The organism is Clostridium sp. AF28-12 (genome assembly GCF_003435225.1).
Taxonomy (GTDB): domain Bacteria; phylum Bacillota; class Clostridia; order Lachnospirales; family Lachnospiraceae; genus Pilosibacter; species Pilosibacter fragilis.
Genome location: NZ_QWGJ01000001.1, coordinates 43,698 through 60,937, shown reverse-complemented (window position 1 = coordinate 60,937; position 17,240 = coordinate 43,698). Strand labels below are relative to the sequence as shown.

The 17,240-nt window shown below is 48.3% G+C and carries 16 protein-coding genes; 4 read left to right on the top strand and 12 right to left on the bottom strand.

Going from position 1 to position 17,240, the window contains the following annotated elements; translation table 11 throughout:
- On the bottom strand, positions 1 to 2,040 hold the full coding sequence (locus DWY93_RS00270) for a DHH family phosphoesterase (RefSeq protein WP_117471618.1): 2,040 nt from the start codon (positions 2,038 to 2,040) through the stop codon (positions 1 to 3).
- A gap of 450 nt (positions 2,041 to 2,490) precedes the next feature.
- Here DWY93_RS00270 and DWY93_RS17750 point away from each other — a divergent pair, with 450 nt between their 5' ends.
- Together DWY93_RS17750 and DWY93_RS00260 are read left to right on the top strand one after the other, a co-directional pair.
- On the top strand, positions 2,491 to 2,619 hold the full coding sequence (locus tag DWY93_RS17750) for a hypothetical protein (protein ID WP_278286463.1): 129 nt from the start codon (positions 2,491 to 2,493) through the stop codon (positions 2,617 to 2,619).
- Positions 2,620 to 3,180: 561 nt separating this feature from the next.
- On the top strand, positions 3,181 to 3,993 hold the full coding sequence (locus DWY93_RS00260; protein ID WP_117468993.1) for an MBL fold metallo-hydrolase: 813 nt from the start codon (positions 3,181 to 3,183) through the stop codon (positions 3,991 to 3,993).
- 128 nt (positions 3,994 to 4,121) lie between these two features.
- Here DWY93_RS00260 and DWY93_RS00255 read toward each other — a convergent pair whose 3' ends face one another.
- From DWY93_RS00255 to DWY93_RS00215, 9 genes are all read right to left on the bottom strand, one after another.
- Positions 4,122 to 5,462: an ATP-binding protein gene (locus DWY93_RS00255; protein WP_117468992.1), complete on the bottom strand. Its 1,341-nt coding sequence runs from the start codon at positions 5,460 to 5,462 to the stop codon at positions 4,122 to 4,124.
- Positions 5,463 to 5,889: 427 nt separating this feature from the next.
- Complete coding sequence (locus tag DWY93_RS00250; RefSeq protein ID WP_117468991.1) at positions 5,890 to 7,065, bottom strand: DUF819 family protein; 1,176 nt, start codon at positions 7,063 to 7,065, stop codon at positions 5,890 to 5,892.
- 651 nt (positions 7,066 to 7,716) lie between these two features.
- Entirely contained in the window at positions 7,717 to 7,983 is a 267-nt protein-coding gene (gene rpsR, locus DWY93_RS00245; protein WP_015552975.1) for a 30S ribosomal protein S18, read from the bottom strand.
- A 121-nt stretch (positions 7,984 to 8,104) separates the two neighbouring features.
- On the bottom strand, positions 8,105 to 8,599 hold the full coding sequence (locus tag DWY93_RS00240; protein ID WP_021905147.1) for a single-stranded DNA-binding protein: 495 nt from the start codon (positions 8,597 to 8,599) through the stop codon (positions 8,105 to 8,107).
- Between the two features lie 18 nt (positions 8,600 to 8,617).
- Positions 8,618 to 8,905 carry a 30S ribosomal protein S6 gene (rpsF, locus tag DWY93_RS00235; RefSeq protein WP_015552973.1) on the bottom strand — a complete coding sequence of 96 codons (288 nt, stop codon included), beginning with the start codon at positions 8,903 to 8,905 and terminating at the stop codon, positions 8,618 to 8,620.
- Positions 8,906 to 9,145: 240 nt separating this feature from the next.
- Positions 9,146 to 10,648, bottom strand: coding sequence for a tripartite tricarboxylate transporter permease (locus tag DWY93_RS00230; RefSeq protein WP_117468990.1), 1,503 nt, complete (start codon positions 10,646 to 10,648; stop codon positions 9,146 to 9,148).
- 15 nt (positions 10,649 to 10,663) lie between these two features.
- The gene (locus DWY93_RS00225) at positions 10,664 to 11,191 is read right to left on the bottom strand and encodes a tripartite tricarboxylate transporter TctB family protein (RefSeq protein ID WP_015552971.1); all 528 of its coding nucleotides are present in this window, start codon (positions 11,189 to 11,191) and stop codon (positions 10,664 to 10,666) included.
- 3 nt (positions 11,192 to 11,194) lie between these two features.
- Complete coding sequence (locus tag DWY93_RS00220; RefSeq protein WP_117468989.1) at positions 11,195 to 12,325, bottom strand: tripartite tricarboxylate transporter substrate binding protein; 1,131 nt, start codon at positions 12,323 to 12,325, stop codon at positions 11,195 to 11,197.
- A 174-nt stretch (positions 12,326 to 12,499) separates the two neighbouring features.
- Positions 12,500 to 13,861 carry a sodium-dependent transporter gene (locus tag DWY93_RS00215; protein WP_117469289.1) on the bottom strand — a complete coding sequence of 454 codons (1,362 nt, stop codon included), beginning with the start codon at positions 13,859 to 13,861 and terminating at the stop codon, positions 12,500 to 12,502.
- 279 nt (positions 13,862 to 14,140) lie between these two features.
- Here DWY93_RS00215 and DWY93_RS00210 point away from each other — a divergent pair, with 279 nt between their 5' ends.
- Positions 14,141 to 15,046 carry a LysR family transcriptional regulator gene (locus tag DWY93_RS00210; RefSeq protein WP_117468988.1) on the top strand — a complete coding sequence of 302 codons (906 nt, stop codon included), beginning with the start codon at positions 14,141 to 14,143 and terminating at the stop codon, positions 15,044 to 15,046.
- Positions 15,047 to 15,271: 225 nt separating this feature from the next.
- Positions 15,272 to 15,775: a shikimate kinase gene (locus DWY93_RS00205; RefSeq protein WP_117468987.1), complete on the top strand. Its 504-nt coding sequence runs from the start codon at positions 15,272 to 15,274 to the stop codon at positions 15,773 to 15,775.
- Between the two features lie 94 nt (positions 15,776 to 15,869).
- On the opposite strand, the gene DWY93_RS00200 is transcribed toward DWY93_RS00205, so the two are convergent.
- On the bottom strand, positions 15,870 to 16,067 hold the full coding sequence (locus DWY93_RS00200; protein ID WP_015552966.1) for a DUF951 domain-containing protein: 198 nt from the start codon (positions 16,065 to 16,067) through the stop codon (positions 15,870 to 15,872).
- A 108-nt stretch (positions 16,068 to 16,175) separates the two neighbouring features.
- Positions 16,176 to 17,165, bottom strand: a complete 990-nt coding sequence (locus tag DWY93_RS00195; RefSeq protein ID WP_117468986.1) for an aldo/keto reductase — start codon at positions 17,163 to 17,165, stop codon at positions 16,176 to 16,178.
- Between the last annotated feature and the right edge of the window lie 75 nt (positions 17,166 to 17,240).

Here is a 17,240-nt window from a genome sequence, read left to right as displayed (position 1 = left end):
TTAAATTTCTCCTTTCTCCAGCATCATATCAATGACGCCTTTCACCTTCTCCTTGGCCTCCTCAACGGTAGCGCCCGGGAGCTGTGCGCCTGCGATCGTTCTGTGTCCGCCTCCGCCCAGCTTTTCCATCATGACCTGGACATTGACTTCGTCGATCGATCTCGCGCTGATATAGATTTTGCCTTCATATGGGGTCAGAACGACAGATGCCTTCATTCCCACAATGTCAAGAAGCTCATTTGCAGCCTGTGCGCCTACTACTGTCGGGCTCTCCACGCCCTCTGACGGGCACACGCTGATGGCAAAGCATTTCTTATAGACCTCTGCCTGACGGACTGCCTCGGCTCTCGCCTTGTAGTCCTCCATACTGTCACGGAACAACTTCCGTACTCTCGTCACGTCCGCTCCGTTTCTTCTAAGGAACGCCGCCGCCTCAAAGGTGCGGACGCCCGCCTGATTTGTAAAGTTGTTCGTATCGATCACGATTCCCGCGTACATAGCGTCCGCCTCCGGGGATTTGATCCGGATACTGTCAGCAACATACTGTAAAATCTCCGCAACCAGCTCACAGGCAGATGACGCGTAAGGCTCTACATAGGACAGAGTCGCGTTTGTGATGATCTCGCTGGACTGACGGTGGTGATCGATGACAACGATCGTCTTCACGAGTTTTAAAAGGTCCGGTTCTTCTGTGATACTCGGGCGGTTGACGTCAACAACGACAAGCGCCGTATTGTTATCCACGATATCCGCGGCCTCACTTCCCGTGAGGAACAGGTCCTTCGGATAATCGCCGGTCTCAAAGCGTTCCATCATCGGACGCACCGAGGAGGTCACTTCATTGATCACGATATGTGCCTTCTTATTCAGAGCGGATGCGATCCGGTACATTCCGATCGCCGCGCCAAAGCAGTCGATATCTCCGATCTTATGTCCCATGATCAGAAGGCAGTCCTTTGTCTCAAGAAGCTCCCTGAGGGCATGGGCTTTGACGCGGGCCTTGACACGGGTCGTTTTCTCTAACTGCTGGGCCTTTCCGCCGTAATACTGGATCTTCTGGCCGCATTTTACTACCGCCTGATCACCGCCTCGGCCGAGGGCCATATCGATCGCTGTACGGGCATAATCATAGTTCTGGCTGTAGGTATCGCCGTTCATTCCGATACCGATACTTAAGGTCACCGCCATCTCGTTTCCGATATTGACGGTCTTTACCTCCTCAAGCAGTCCAAACCGCTCTTTTTCCAGACGCGGCATATAGCACTGCTTGATCGCAAAGAAATATTTGTCCTTCTCCAGCTTCTTTACGATACCGTTGACCGCCGAAATGTACTTGTTGATCTTTCGGTCGATCAGGGCCGTTAAGAGCGATCTGCGGACTTCCTCGACGCTCTCCAACGCCTCATCATAGTTGTCCAGATAGATCAGGCCCGCGACCATCTTCTGGTCTGTGATCGCCTGCTTGTAGTTGTAGAGCTCTGTCTCATCATAGAGATATACCGCAAGGATCTGCTGCTCCGTCTGCTTCTCCGGGATTCCGGAGGCAAGTTCATCCGGGCGGATCGTCACGCATTTCATACTCACGCGGTATTTCGATTCCCCATAGATCACATGGACTTCCATCGCATTTTCCATCTTCTCGAGGGATTCCACTGTGATCTCCTTGAAGAGCATTGTCAGGCTTTTCCCTGCGCTCTTCTCTTCTTTGGTCACCGCCTCAAAGGCGCGGTTCATCCAAAGGATCTTACCATCCGTGTCCGCGATCGCGTAGGGCAACTCCAGAGACGCCAGAAGCTGTTTCTGGCTCCAGCTGTATGCCGACGCAAAGGACACCAGACTGCCGAGAGCCCGCTTCTTTCCGTACATATACAGGGTTCCGGCACACGCCGCGTAGATCACCGTAAATGTAAGCATCACGAATCCCGCCTTGCGTGAGATCAGGTTGACCGCAGCTCCCGCAAGGATTACCAGTGCCGTTAAAAATACCGGCCACTGAAGGTAAAGCTGCAGAATATGGCTGACCTTTTTATCATCTTTCATTCTTATCTCCTATCCGCCGCCCGGTAAAATGGGCATAGCAAGACCATAAAAAGAATGTGCCTTGACACATTCTCGCGCCGAGCGCAGTCGCTTGTGATAGACTCTTCTTGCGCGAGTGTGCATTTGACACGTTAGTGCCTTTTTATGCATGGAGAAATTCAGGCAGAATTTCTCCATGTATCAGAACCGACTTTGGGGATAGTATACCATAGATACAGGCATTTGTCCATGATCCGCTTGGGGCGGACATGGCACTGCGGTCTATGAAATTCCTGACGTGGATAGCAGCGACGCGGCTTCTAAAACCACCAGTAGCGTAAAATAGACTTTATAGATCAAAGAATTTGTGATAGAATAATATAGGTGCCACCATAACGGTAGGCGGTTTGGCCCTCTTCGCAGAGGGCATGCGTAACCCTCTGATACATAGTGAGAGGAGGGTGATGCCATATGGAAATCTTAGGTATTGTACTTGCAATCCTGAGCTTCGGAGCAACTTGCTTCAAGGCAGGATATTCACTTGGCAGAGACATCGAAAAAAACGCAAAAAAAATAACCGCCCAGTCCTCGCAAAACTAGCGGTTATTTTTTAATCCATATTTTCGAGGGCCAAGCCGTCTATCGGTGGCACTTCTCTTATCTATAATATAACATCTCTTCTTTAAATATTCAAGAGGTCTTTCTGCGATTTTCCTGTAACACTTTCCATGCCATTTCCGTTAAAATCTTGGATATTTCAAAATCAGTTGATAAGAGGACGGGATTTGAGTATAATATAAATGAACCAGAAAGGTTTCCGTGTGGCGACACATGAAAGCTGTACTCCGGCTGGGGAGGGTAATTACCAGCACTTTATGATACTCGGCAAGGCATCGAGGCTGACAGCCAGCATAAAACACGCAATCATAAAAAAGGCGTCGGATAACTTTGGTTGTCCGGCGTTTTTGTTACCCAAATACCGTTGATAGGAAAAATCTAATGAGGAAAAAGATCGATAAGAAAGAGATTGCAAAAGAAATTTGTAAAGCCGCAAAGTTATACAAAACCTCTTTCCTGCAGGAAGTTCGCATTTGTGTTTAATGAAAAAAATAAAGTTATAAGGCAACTATCAATCAATACTTTACGAAAGGATTTTCATTTATGAAAGCAACCGTACTCAGCGACAACATCCCCGCCGAAAATCTCGGCTGTGAATGGGGATTATCCATTTTCATTGAATATCATGGGAAACATATCCTTCTAGATGCCGGGGCATCCGGGCTTTTTCTGAAGAATGCTGATGTGCTTGGACTGAACATGAAAGACGTGGATTTCGGAGTTCTCTCCCACGCGCACTACGACCATGCAGACGGAATCCCGGAATTTTTCAGGGTAAATTCGTTTGCACCGTTCTATTTTAGGGAAACTACCGGAGAAAACTGCTGCAAAGGTGTCTGGAATTACAAGAAATACATCGGTATTCCAAAGGGCATGTTAAAAAAGTATCCGGACCGGATCAAGCTCGTCTCCGGGGACTTTTCCCCATGTGACGGGGTTTATCTGATTCCGCATAAGACTCCGGGACTGGAGAAAAAAGGCATCCGGGAGCACATGTACCTGAAGGAAAAACGGCGTTGGAAGCCGGATTTCTTCTCCCACGAACAGAGTCTCGTCTTCGACACACCGGACGGCCTTGTGATCTTCAACAGCTGTTCCCACGGCGGCGCCGATACCATTATCCGTGAGGTCACCGCGACTTTCCCGGATAAAAAAGTAAAAGCCCTGATCGGCGGCTTCCACCTCTACAATAAGACCGACGCAGAGATCCTTGCCCTCGCCGAAGGGATCCGCTCCACCGGTATTTCTGAAATCTACACCGGCCACTGCACCGGAGATCATGCCTTTGATCTCCTGAAAGAGACCTTAGGAGAATCCGTTCACAAGCTGCATGCGGGGCTTGTGATGGAGTTTTAGTATGTCCCGGTCTGCAAATGCAATGCAAGCGCTAACCTTTCAATCACGGATTGAACAAGGAAATCGAACCGAAGAACTTGTAAGTAAAAACGGTGCCGTTTTTGCTTGTCTTGTCGTTTCAATAAATTCTATTTCTGTAGCTGCTCCAATGCCAATCCGATCAGCCTATCCGCTTGATCTGCCATGAATAGTGGAATATTCAACACATCATCATCCAGTTTCAGATTGTCCAATGAGAAACGGATGCAGAGCTTTACCTTATCAGGGAACAGCTCCTTGAACTTCTTCATACTCTTGCTGGTTGTGTTAGCTTCGGATTTGATCTCCACGGGGAAGACGTCGTTCTCCCGCTGAATGAGGAAATCCACTTCGTAAGGCGGGTTGTTCTGGCTCCAATAACGGGGCATGACTTCAAGCTGAGTAATTAAAGTCTGCAACACAAAGTTTTCGGCTAATGCGCCTTTGAATTCAGTAAAAAGGCGGTTCCCTTCGCCAAAGGCAGTGGGGGCTAACTGCGCCAGACGGCGGAGCAATCCCACATCCACCAGATAAATCTTGAAAGCAGGCAGGTCATCGTAAGCTGCAATCGGCAGGCCAGGAGCTGAGCTGCGATAAATTTTATGCACCAGACGGGCATCCACCAGCCATTGCAAGGCATCCTCGTACTCACGGGCTCGTGCACCTTCCTTGACCACTTTATAGATGAACTTCTTGTTCTCTCTTGCCAGTTGAGAAGGAATGGATTTCCAGATCGTTGAGATTTTCGGGAACTCGCTGAGATCAGGATGTTTGGCAAAATCACGCTCATAGGCTCCGATGATTCCGGACAAGGCTTCCTGCATGGCAGAAACATCCCGCGCCTCCGTCCACATCAATACCGGCTCCGGCATACCACCGGTAACATAGTACATCTTCAGCTTCTCATATAATGGATTAAAGAAGGCGTCAGGAATAGGTTCAAGGGTATCCACCTGTTCCAGATACTGTGCCAGATTTTCATCACCGTTGGCAAGCAGGAATTCATTAAAGGTCATCGGGTCAATCTGCATAAAGTTGACCTTACCTACCGGAAAAGAGGAAGGTTTCGCCAGAGCAATCCCCAACAGAGAACCGACGCAGGCAACATGGTACTGCGGTGCATTCTCACAAAAATATTTCATGGAGTTAATGACTTTCGGGCAGTCTTGTACTTCGTCAAAGATGATGAGGGTCTTTTCCGGTACTATCTTTTGACCGCTTGCCATCATAAGGTTTTGTAGAATCCGCTCCACATCCTTTGTTGTCTCAAAAAATTGCTTATATTCTTCATTTTCATCGAAGTTAAAGTAGGCTGTATTTTCATAACAGCGTCTTCCGAACTCTTTCAGAATCCAAGTCTTACCCACCTGACGTACGCCCTTCATAATTAAGGGCTTGCGGTAGGGAGAATTCTTCCAATCCAGCAGTTTTTTTAAGATAAATCGTTCCATAGAATCACTCCTCACATTTTTATTGGAGTTTTATGCTTTATAATCACACTTTTATTATATGTGAAATTCATGAAAATCGCAAGCACAATCACATAATTATTTAATTTTAATGTCATGCAATCACACTTTTATATAAAATAATGAAGAATAGTTTCTATAAAAATAGCCATAGCCTTCGGCAGGATTGCTTATGATGCGCAAAAGAAGTATGTCATGCTTTGCATGATGCGCATATCGCAGCAAGAATGCTTCGGCATTCTTGAATACATCTTATCATTTCTTTTCCATTCCGGATAGGGAAGGAAAAAATCAGTAACACTATAATTTATTCTAACCTCCCGCAGAACAGAGCCCTGTCCTGACAAAAACAAACTCCGCACAGTTTCCCGTGCGGAGCTCTTGTACTACCCGTTTCAATTGTTGTTCTCTACCCGATCAGGCTCATTAAATATCCTACAAATGCGCCGCCCGGTGTTCCAATAATATTGCCGAGAAGAGCCATCAGGATACCGATCGGAACCAGTGCGCTGCTGTATGCACCTGCAAGTACCGGTGCTGTCGCAGTTCCTCCGACATTCGCCAGAGAAGCAACCGCACAGGTAAAGATATCCAGTCGGATCAGCTTTGCAAGGATTACCATAACCGCTATATGGATCAGCAGGATCAGGAATCCGGCAGCCAGCCATACCGGTGCATTTCCCATAGCAGAAATATCTGCTCTGGAAGCGATCATTGCGATGACAATGTAAAGCATGATATTGGAAACTTCTTCCGTTCCCTTAATCTTTCCAAAAGGAGTCATTGCTACGATCAGACCTGTAGCTGTTACAAGAAGAACTGTCCAGGTTGCCTTATCAAAAACAGGAAGAACAGACGCAACCATAACACCGGCATCCTTGGACAGAGAGGATATAAAGAAGGATACGCCGATTAAAAGAAGCATGTTTTTCCAGGTAAGAGGTCTCTTGTCCTCCCTTGCCTCTTTTTCCAGAGATGCTCCTACTTCATCGATCAGACGTACATCTGCCTTTGTCCAGGAGTTGAATTCCTTAGAGAAGTTGATCACCCACAGAAGGAACATAACATAGATTACTGCACAAACCGAATCCATTACCAGCGAATATGCCAGACTTTCTTCACTTACATCCAGAATTGCCTGAATCGCCAGCATATTACTGCCGCCGCCTAACCAGCTTCCGCACAGTGCTGCAAGTGCTTTCCAGCTTTCCGGACCCAGTAATTTATGGAAAATACCATAGCTTACTACAAAACCAACACCGATTGAAATACTCGCTGAGAAGAAACCGATCAGCATTTTCGGTCCTAATTTAATGATCTTTTTCAGATCACAACGCAGCAACATTAAAAACAGCATTGCGTAGAGTAACGGATTTTTGATCGATACGTAAATGGCTGACGTATCCTGCAGATCCCATACTTTCATAGTACATAAAAGCATCATGCCCAAATAGATCAGAACGATCGGCGGTGCAAATTTAAAAAAGGTCTGTGCGCCTTTTCCCCGCAGGTACACGGGAAGATTGACCAGAATTGCTGCTAACAGCATTAAAGTGGCCAGATAGATAAATCCATCATGAATCATTTGAAATGCTCCATTCCGCCACCGGATATCGGTGGGCTTTATTTTCTTATTCAGAACAAGTCAAAACGGGCGGTTGAAATTTTCAGCTCCCCCTTCCTTCTCCTTTTCGATACCTTTTCACGAACCGCAGGGCAATGCGGGAATGGCATAAGCAGTGTACTGTTTCTCCTTAAAACTTCCGCAGAAGGCTAAAAAAAGGGTCCAGAATAATGTTCTGGACCTTTCAATGACTTCTCAAATAGTGTACTGCCCTTCCACATTGCTGTTTCTTTTTTTGACTTTTCCTCTACGTAGTATAAAGGGTGTCAGCAAAAAAGTCAATTTTCAGACATAAATATCCTTAAATATCTTTTGATGCAATTTTCATGCAGTTCCTTATTGCAGCTTCTCATATTTTTCCAGCTTTCAGGAAAAACAAATTTCTTTTTCTTATTTCGATTTAATGTCAATACCTGTCATAACTACATCTGTTCAGCGCGATCTTCGCGCGGGTGCACATCATCGACATGTAGTGCCTTTTTGTGTAACAGGAAATTCTCTGCTACGCCAAAAAAGGATCCCACATGATCTCTCATATGGAATCCTCGAATGATGCTTCAAATTAATTAGATAAAACCTTACTTTATCCGTGAAAATCCTTATTCTAAGGAATTATTCACATGTGTACGGCATAAGAGCAATATGACGTGCTCTCTTGATAGCTACTGTTAAAGCTCTCTGGTGCTTTGCGCAGTTGCCTGTGATTCTTCTCGGGAGGATTTTTCCTCTCTCGGATACGTATCTCTTTAACTTGTTTACGTCCTTGTAATCGATCTCGCCGTTCTTATCGCCGCAGAATACGCAAACTTTTTTTCTTCTATGCATGCCGCCTCTTCTTACTCTGGAAGAATCGGACTTGTCACCTTTATTGAATGCCATTTTAAATTACCTCCTGTTAGTTTCGTTGTCTGTAACCGTCCAACACCTGTCCGGTCACGTGCAAACTCAGTCTACTCACAGCGAATTAGGAGTAACGCACTGTATTGTCTCAGACTGGTATTTAGTTGAATGGAAGTCCTTCGTCCTCGACTCCATCCGGGATATTCATAAATCCGTCGCCGATGGCACTGGACGGAGCAGGTCTTGTCCCCTGCTGGTAGCCGCCGCGGTTTCCGCCGCCGTAGCTGTTGCCGCCGCCAAAGCCGCTGTTATCGCCGCCCTGACCCTTGCTGTCAGCGAATTCCTGGTCATCTACAATAATATCTGTTGTATAGACCTTCTGGCCATCCTTATTTACATAGCTTCCGGTCTGGATTCTTCCGGAAACCAGTACACGCATGCCCTGACGGAAATATTTCTCCGCAAATTCACCGGCACGATCAAAAGCTACGATGTTGATAAAATCGGCCGTCTGACCCTGATCGCCGTCCTGGCTTCTTCTGCCTCTTCTGTCAACTGCAAGCGTATATCTTGCGATTGCCATGGAGCGCTCGCCCTGGGAATAGCGTACTTCCGGATCTCTGGTTAATCTACCCATAAGGATAACTCTGTTCATATTCTCACTCTTTCTTTATTAAGCGTCCTGTCTTACGCAAAGATAGCGAACAACCGGCTCCATAATACGGATGTGAGCCTCAACCTCGTTCGGGCAGTTTGCCTCACCCTCGAAGTGGATGAAGTAGTAGAATCCCTCTTTGCTCTTCTGGATCTCGTATGCAAGTCTCTTCTTGCCCCATTCGTCCACATCAACGATATTGCCGCCGAAACGTGTGATATAGCCTTTCACTTTCTCAAGTGCGGCTGCTCTCTCGTCATCTTCAAGTTTTGCGCTAAGAACAACTGCTAACTCGTATTTGTTCATAGTTTCATAAACCTCCTTCTGGTCTTCCGGCCCCCGATTTTCAGTATCAGGAGCAAGGATTTTTTACATGTCACAGGTAATAATCTTAGCAAAAAAGAGCAGGAAATGCAAGCACTTTTTGCCTGATTTCCTGCTCTTTTTATACTTTTTTCATTTCCTACCGTCTTTCACACCGGCGGGAAATTCTACGCCGGTCAAAATTTGGTGATCCGGCCTGTTTTTCAGAAGTTTTATCTGAAATTACGCCGTTTTTCTTGAAAAGATGCCTTTTACTTTATCGATATACGGCTTCGTCCACGGAATATTTCCAAGAAGGACGAATAATGTACAAATCGAAAGAACGATCGTGATCGGATGTCCGAACATCGCCATAAACGGGTTGTCGGAGGACGATGCCAGAGACACAGCCTGACGGAAGTTGGAATCCATCATCTTTCCGAGTACCATCGCAAGGATCAGAGGGGCAACCGGATAATCGAACCGACGCATCATGAATCCCATCAGTCCGAAGAAGAACATGAGTCCCACATCAAACAGACGGTTGTTGCACGCGAAGGAACCGATCACACAGAGGCTCGTTACCACCGGGATCATGATGTTCTTCGGGATCGTAATGACCTTACAGATCCTCGGGGCAACAATCAGTCCTAACAGTAAAAGCGCAAAGCACGCGATGATTCCCGCTACTACGATCGAGTAGAAGGATTCTTTGTTCTGGGTGATAAATAATGGACCCGGCTGTAAGCCATGGACATAGAATACGGAAAGGATGATCGCGGTAACTGCGTCGCCCGGAACCGCCAACGTCAGCATCGGGATCAGTGCACCGCCGATACATGCGTTGTTGGAGGACTCACTGGCAACGATTCCTTCCACCGCGCCCTCGCCGAAGGGAACCTCCGGCTTCTTTACGAGACGCTTCGCCTCATTATATGCGATAAAGGATGCCACCGGTCCGCCTGCTCCCGGAAGAGCGCCGACTAAAAGACCGATCGTGGATGTATATAAGGAAAGCTTCCAGCTTTTTAAGATCTCTTTCAGGCTGACCTTCGCCTTTTCCATCGCAAGGACATTCTGCTCCTGCTTCATGTTGTATACAACAGAGAGCACTTCTGCAAAGCCGAAGAAGCCGACAAGTGCCGGGACTGTGCTGACACCGCCCGCGAGGTTCTGGATTCCGAAGGTCAGGCGCTTTGTTCCCATCAGCGGATCCAGTCCGATCATGCTGATCACAAGACCGATCATAACGCTGATAAGCCCCTTCGCGTAGTTCTTCGTGCTGACGGAGCCAACCGTCGCAAGTCCGAAGAGTGCCAGCAAGAAATAGTCCATCTTTGTAAATTTGATCGCAACTCTCGATACCGGCTCCGCTAAGAGTCCCAGAGCCAGAAGGCCAAATAAGCTTCCGATAAACGAGTAGATCGTTGCGGTAAAGAGTGCCTTGTAGGACTGACCCTTTTTCGACATCGGGTAGCCGTCCAGTGTCGTTACGACCGATGAAGGCGCGCCGGGGATATTGATCAGGATCGCCGATACCGCGCCGGAGAAGACTCCGACTACATAGACACCCATGATCATCGCCAGGGCGTCTGAATGTTCCCAGGTATAAGTAATGGATACGAGAAGCGCAGTCGCCATGGACACGGAAAGTCCCGGGATCGCTCCTACAAACAGACCAGCCACAGAACCAAGGAGAACCATAAGAATAAACCGCGGATCGACCACGGATAACATCTGCATCATTTTCCTTTCTCCTTTCTATGGCAGAAGCACATGTAAGAATGTGCGGAATGCGAGGCTTAAGAACAAGGTGGTTCCGATCGGCACGAAGACAAGGACCGGAATTTTTCTGACACCCATGAAAATCATCATGGCGATCAGGAATACCACCGTCACAACCTCAAATGTCGAAAATGTATACGCAAAAGATAAAATTCCGATGGTGATATACGGAATTTTAATGAAGGCGAGAGCCGCATAGTAGATCGCACAGAGGATCAGGGCGATCACGACCCAACGCCTCTTTTCTGTTTTTCCTGCCTTTTCCGGCTTCTTGTCATCCGGATTTGCGGCAGCCTTTTTCATCGCCGTAACTCCCTCTCCGACGATCCATAAGGACAGACCGATCATGGCGATCGCCACGATCAGCGGAAACAGGTACGGGGACTGTGCCCAGCTTTTGTTAAACCCTTTCGCGTAGGATGAAAGAGAATACGAGAGCAGCACAAGGCCGCTCCCGCAAAATACAATTCCTTCGACGATCAGCGAATGAATCTTATTCTTCATTGATTATTCTCCAATTCTCTTGATGCCGAACTCTTCCGGACTCTTCTCGGCAACACCGTTGTCATACTGTAACCAGCAGATTACGGATTTCCAGTTGTCATAGAATGCCTGGATCGATGCGTCATCTTTGTACTCGTCATATACCGGATCCGCTGCGTTCTGTTTTACGAAGTCGGTCCACTCCGGATCTGCGAATACCTTCTCAGATGCTGCCTTTAATACATCAACAACCTCCTGCGGTGTATCGTTATTTACAGCGAAGGAAAGGAGTGTGTACGGGATATTTAAGTACTTTTCAGCTTCCGGAACTGTCTCTGTAAACGCCGGGATATCCGGGTAAGCGTCCATTCTCTTATCGGAGAATACTGCTAACGGTTTCACATCGCCGCTCTCGATATAGCCGCCGAGGGTGGAAATATTCGGGTTTGTGAAGTCAACCTGTCCGCCGATGACACCGAGAAGCGCGTCGTTACCGGAGTCAAAGCTTGTCATAGCAACTTCGTAGCCGAGCTCTTTTAATACAAGTCCCTGATTGTGTCCGCTTCCTCCAGGGCCGGAGTGGGACATTGTGATCTTTCCCGGGTTTTCCTTGATCGCATCAAGAAGCTCCTGCAGTGTGTTGTACTTGGAGTCTTTTCCGACTACAAGAACCTTCGGGTCACCAACCAACGGAGAGATAACGGTAAAATCATCGTATCCAAGGTCGCAGATATTCATGGTTCTGTAGGTTCCCATCGTCTCTGCACACACAAGAAGTGTGTAGCCATCAGACGGCTGCTCTTTTACGAACTGGCTTCCGATGGATCCGGACGCGCCACCCTGGTTTGTAACGGTAATCGGCTGTCCTAAATATTTTTCAAGCAGAACTGCAAGCTTTCTGCCCCATGTATCGGTTGTTCCGCCTGCACCGTAAGGAATGATCATTGTGATCGGTTTTGTCGGATAATCTGCGGTCGCAACAAGATCGCCGGCAGCCTCTGCGGTTGTCTCGCTGTCTTTTGCTGCTTCTGCAGTTGTCTCAGCTGCTTCTGTTGCTGCTGCGGTCGTCTCGGTCTTGGAAGATGTGGAGACACTGCATGCAGTCATGGACAGGCACATCATAGCGGCCATGCCCAGTGCAATCATCTTTTTCATTGTGGTACTCTCCTCTTTTTTTGTATTTGCGATGCTTATTATAACACAGGTTATTTCGATATTCAATACAAAAGCTTTTACACTTTAAAGTTTTTATGTGCATATCGCATTAAACCGGTAAGTTTTTCATGAATTCCTGTCTTTTTATGAATTTCGTGCATACCGGTCAGTCTGTTATCCGATCAGTCCCTGGATCAGGATCACCAAAATCAGCACCGGAAGAACATACCGGAAATAGATCTTCGCCCAGTTCGCCCCCGGCATCTTAAGTCCCGCTCCATTGTTTGCCTCTGCGAGATACTTATCATATCCCCATCCCCACTTGCTCACGCAGAATAAGAGATAAACAAGGGATCCAAGCGGTAAAAGCAGGTTGCTGACTAAGAAGTCCTCAGAATCCAGAACATCTCTCGCGCCGATAATGTGGAGGTTACTCCATACATTGTAGCCCAGAACACAGGGCAGGCTGGCGATCAGGACGAAAATGCAGTTGATCACGGAAGCCTTTCTTCTGCTCCATCCAAAGTTATCCATGCAGCTGGAAAGCAGATTTTCAAACACGGCGATAACGGTTGAGAAGCTTGCCGCCGACATAAACAAGAAGAACAGCATGCCCCAGATCCGTCCACCTGCCATGTTGGCAAACACGTTCGGAAGTGTGATAAAGATCAGCTGCGGGCCGGCATCCGGCTGTACACCGAAGGAAAAGCATGCCGGGAAAATAATCAGTCCGGCGGAAAGGGCTACCAGCGTATCAAGGCCGCAGATCCGTACCGCCTCACCTGCAAGCGTATGTTCCTCGGACATATAGCTTCCGAAGATCTCCATTGCCGCAATGCCAAGGCTTAATGTAAAGAAGGACTGGTTCATGGCCGCCATGATCACCGATCCGAGCCCGACCTCCGACGCGCGTTTGAAATCCGGGAGAAGGTAAAAGCTCAGTCCCTCTTTCGCGCCCGGAAGGATCAGGCTGTGTCCCGCAAGCACCAGGATCAGCAATAACAGCGCCGCCATCATCCATTTTGTGATCTTCTCAAGGCCATTCTGAAGACCTCTGCTGCAGATAAAGAATCCGACGATAACGGTCACCGCCATCCAGAATCCCATCTCACCGGGATTGCCGAGCATATCCCCAAATACTCCCGCGGCCTGATCCGCATTCATTCCGGTGAATGTTCCCGTCGCGAACTTCACGAAATAGCTGAGCATCCAGCCGGATACAGTCGTGTAATACATCATTAACAGGTAACAGCCGAGGATACAGAACCAGCCGTGTACATGCCATTTACTGCCCGGCTTTTCCAGCGCCCGATATGCGCCGACTGCGCTCTTTCGTCCCGCACGTCCCACCGCAAGCTCCATCGTGAGGACCGGGACGCCCATACACAACAGGAACAGCAGGTAGAACAGGACGAACACGCCGCCGCCGTTCTGTCCCGCTACATACGGAAACCGCCACACATTTCCAATTCCGATCGCACAGCCCGCGCTTACCAGTAAAAAGCCTAAACGTGAGCCAAAATTTTCTCGTTTCATAAGCATAACTCCCCTCTTACGGCTGCGGCCCGCGCCTGTCTTATCCGCAGCTCTTATCCTGCTGCCTTCACTGTATTCGGTATGGTACAGCATGTTCCGTTTGGAACATATCTGCCCTTGTACCGCAGTCCAGCATCAGTAGTCTTATGATACCGCCCGGTAAAAGGATTTGCAACCGCGCATTTTGTATGATATCATAAGAAAAACTTATGTTTTACGAAGAGTAACGATGCTTCCCACAGAGTGGGGCGATTTATTCCTATTTTTTAGGAGGAGCTTATGAACACAAACCAGCTGCGCTACTTCGTGACCGCCGCTGAATGCCGCAGCTTCACGAAAGCCGCGGACCAGTTTTATATTACCCAGACTGCCATCACCCAGCAGATCCACGCGTTAGAAGACAGCCTCGGCGTCCCGCTCTTTGACCGGTCGAGCCGCCCGATCTCCCTGACTCCGGCCGGAAGCGCATTTTTAAGTGATGCAAGGTCGATCCTCGGCCGCATTGATCAGGCGGTAAACCGGCTTCAGGAGGTTTCAACCGGTATGGTAGGAACCCTGCGGATCGGATATACAAAAGGCTTTGAGCGAAGCAATTTTTCCAACTCCCTGCGTTTCTTCCATAATAAATATCCAAATATTCTTGTCTCCTGTTACCGCCGGAACACCGATCTTCTCGCCGCGGGGCTATTGAAGGACGAATATGATATTATTTTTACCTGGGACAGCACGGAGCTCGTGAAAAACGAGTCCATTGAATACCGGCTCATTGAACGCAGTCCTCTGATGGTCGCTGTTTACAGCAATCATCCACTTTCCAGGCGGGAATCCCTTCAGCGGTCAGAGCTCCACGGCGAACGCCTGCTGTTCATGACCCCGTCCAGCACCGGGGATTCCGTCAGTGACCTCCGCTTCTACGAGATGTATGAGCAGGCCGGATATCATCCGGACATCTTTTTCCGTTCCAACGATGTGGAGAGCATTCTCATGATGGTATCCATCGAGGAAGGGATCTCCATTATTCCCTCCTATGTAACGCATAAGCTGACAAATGCGGAAAACCTTGTGTTTATCCCGCTGATCGGCGAAGCGGAGGTCGTTGAGATCATTGCGGCGTGGAAAAGATCCTCCGGGAATCTGGCGCTGCAGCAGTTTTTGGGGCATTATCCATTGTTGAAGTCGGAGTAAAATATGTGTCGGCAGACTCGCCCGCCCACGTTTTAGGAAACCGCTTCTGCTATTCCCGGAAACTTTGTCCTCACTCTTATTGCCTTTCTTCTATATTTATGGTATTTTATATGTGCTTTTCATTTACAGACCGACATTGCCGGCTCATTTGATACCCGGTGCGGTATTATCAAAAACGCAGAATACTTTCGCCAGAATCAGCAGACCTTTCGAGAGGAACCAGACATGACACCAGAACATCCAATTATTTTATGCGGCTTCACAAGCAGCGGAAAGACCACTATCGGGAAACTTCTCTCCGAACAGCTCGGTCTCCCCTTTTACGATACGGATCAGATGCTGATCGAACATTACAAGATGACAATCCCGGAGATCTTCGCAAAAGGCGGGGAGTCTTTGTTCCGGGACTATGAACATGAGATCGCCCATCAGGTATGCGACCTCGGCCCGTCCGTGGTCTCTACCGGAGGCGGAATGCTGACCTTTGACCGGAATGGGGAGATCCTCGAAAAGAGCGGCACGATCTTCTATATCGACCGCCCGTTCGAGGACTGCTACCGGAACCTTGCGTTACACCCGGAACGACCATTATTTAAGAACCATACAAAAGAGGAAATCGAGAATACCTATCTCACGCGACGCGGGTTATATAAGAAATATGCAAAGTACGATATCCCGAATACCAAGGGGCCGCAGGACGCGGTTGAGAAGATCTGTGCGCTTTTATAGTTGCCTCCGAACTCAAAAACCAGCCACATGTTTTCCATTACGCTTCCCGCTCTAATGGATCCCATGTGGCTGGTTTTTGTTTTTCAAGTTTCCTTTATTTTACTTCCGTCCCATCCGGCTTTCTGAGTCCTCTGGTATTCTTCTCCACCAGCCGTCTCGTCACCATGACCATATGGCCGCAGCCCATACATTTTAAGCGGAAGTCCGCGCCCACGCGCAGGATTTCCCATTCCTGACTGCCGCAGGGATGCGGTTTCTTTAATTTTACGATATCGCCTACTTCATATACCATTCTCTATGTCTCCTGTTGCCTGAAACCTGTCTTCTCAAACGATCTCTTATTTCTTACAAATTTTCACGATCCATACGGTTTCTGCGTGTTGATCTGTTCTAAACTCTTTTATGCCAGGATCTCGTCGATCTTTTTCAGCTCATCCTCCGAAAATCCCGTGCACTCAAGCGCCGCAAGACTGTCATCCAGCTGCGAAACCCTGCTGGCGCCCACCAGGACCGTTGTCACCTCCGGGCGGCGTAAGATCCAGGCGATAGCCATCTGCGCCAGCGTCTGTCCGCGTTCTTCCGCAAGTTGGTTTAATTGTTTGATTTTTTCTAATTGTTCATCAGAAAGATACCGCTGTGCCACCGTCGTTCCCTCACGGGATGCGCGGGAACCTGCCGGAATCCCCTTCAGGTATTTATCTGTCAGTGCGCCCTGAGCGAGCGGGGAAAAGCAGATACAGCCCACTCCGTTTTCATCAAGCGCGGAGAGAAGTCCGTCTTCCACCCAACGCTCCAGCATATTATAGCGCGGCTGGTGGATCAGGCACGGCGTTCCGTTTTCCTTTAGGATCTTTACTGCTTTTCTCGTCTCTTCCTCTTTATAATTGGAAAGTCCGACATAAAGCGTTTTTCCGCTGCGGACGATATCGCTCAGTGCTCCCATCGTCTCCTCGATCGGTGTCTCCGGGTCCGGTCTGTGATGGTAGAAAATATCGACATAATCAAGCCCCAAGCGCTTCAAACTCTGGTCGAGGCTCGCCATCAAATACTTTCTGGAACCCCAGTTTCCGTAAGGTCCCGGCCACATATCATATCCGGCTTTTGTTGAGATCACAAGCTCATCCCGGTATGTACCAAGACAATCCTTAAGCGCCTGACCGAAATTTTTCTCCGCAAGGCCGTTTGCCGGATGTCCGTAGTTGTTCGCAAGATCAAAGTGTGTGATCCCGCGGTCGAATGCATGGCACAGGATCTCCTCCTGATCTGTAATCGTCTTTTCCAGTCCGAAATTCTGCCATAATCCCAGCGCGACCCGCGGAAGCTTTAAACCGCTTCTTCCACAGCGTTTATACTCCATAGTCTCATAACGATTCTCTGCTGCCTGATACATAGTTTCTGCCTCCTGTTTTCTGCGCTTTTGCCGCGCGCTTTATATGTGCGCCCATTCCAGCCTATGTATGATGTT

What these genes read in the sequence shown, in the direction of transcription:
- DWY93_RS00270 (WP_117471618.1), bottom strand. Translation starts at nt 2,040, where the DNA reads ATGAAAGATGATAAAAAGGTCAGCCATATTCTGCAGCTTTACCTTCAG.
- DWY93_RS17750 (WP_278286463.1), top strand. Translation starts at nt 2,491, where the DNA reads ATGGAAATCTTAGGTATTGTACTTGCAATCCTGAGCTTCGGAGCAACT.
- DWY93_RS00260 (WP_117468993.1), top strand. Translation starts at nt 3,181, where the DNA reads ATGAAAGCAACCGTACTCAGCGACAACATCCCCGCCGAAAATCTCGGC.
- DWY93_RS00255 (WP_117468992.1), bottom strand. Translation starts at nt 5,462, where the DNA reads ATGGAACGATTTATCTTAAAAAAACTGCTGGATTGGAAGAATTCTCCC.
- DWY93_RS00250 (WP_117468991.1), bottom strand. Translation starts at nt 7,065, where the DNA reads ATGATTCATGATGGATTTATCTATCTGGCCACTTTAATGCTGTTAGCA.
- rpsR (WP_015552975.1), bottom strand. Translation starts at nt 7,983, where the DNA reads ATGGCATTCAATAAAGGTGACAAGTCCGATTCTTCCAGAGTAAGAAGA.
- DWY93_RS00240 (WP_021905147.1), bottom strand. Translation starts at nt 8,599, where the DNA reads ATGAACAGAGTTATCCTTATGGGTAGATTAACCAGAGATCCGGAAGTA.
- rpsF (WP_015552973.1), bottom strand. Translation starts at nt 8,905, where the DNA reads ATGAACAAATACGAGTTAGCAGTTGTTCTTAGCGCAAAACTTGAAGAT.
- DWY93_RS00230 (WP_117468990.1), bottom strand. Translation starts at nt 10,648, where the DNA reads ATGATGCAGATGTTATCCGTGGTCGATCCGCGGTTTATTCTTATGGTT.
- DWY93_RS00225 (WP_015552971.1), bottom strand. Translation starts at nt 11,191, where the DNA reads ATGAAGAATAAGATTCATTCGCTGATCGTCGAAGGAATTGTATTTTGC.
- DWY93_RS00220 (WP_117468989.1), bottom strand. Translation starts at nt 12,325, where the DNA reads ATGAAAAAGATGATTGCACTGGGCATGGCCGCTATGATGTGCCTGTCC.
- DWY93_RS00215 (WP_117469289.1), bottom strand. Translation starts at nt 13,861, where the DNA reads ATGAAACGAGAAAATTTTGGCTCACGTTTAGGCTTTTTACTGGTAAGC.
- DWY93_RS00210 (WP_117468988.1), top strand. Translation starts at nt 14,141, where the DNA reads ATGAACACAAACCAGCTGCGCTACTTCGTGACCGCCGCTGAATGCCGC.
- DWY93_RS00205 (WP_117468987.1), top strand. Translation starts at nt 15,272, where the DNA reads ATGACACCAGAACATCCAATTATTTTATGCGGCTTCACAAGCAGCGGA.
- DWY93_RS00200 (WP_015552966.1), bottom strand. Translation starts at nt 16,067, where the DNA reads ATGGTATATGAAGTAGGCGATATCGTAAAATTAAAGAAACCGCATCCC.
- DWY93_RS00195 (WP_117468986.1), bottom strand. Translation starts at nt 17,165, where the DNA reads ATGTATCAGGCAGCAGAGAATCGTTATGAGACTATGGAGTATAAACGC.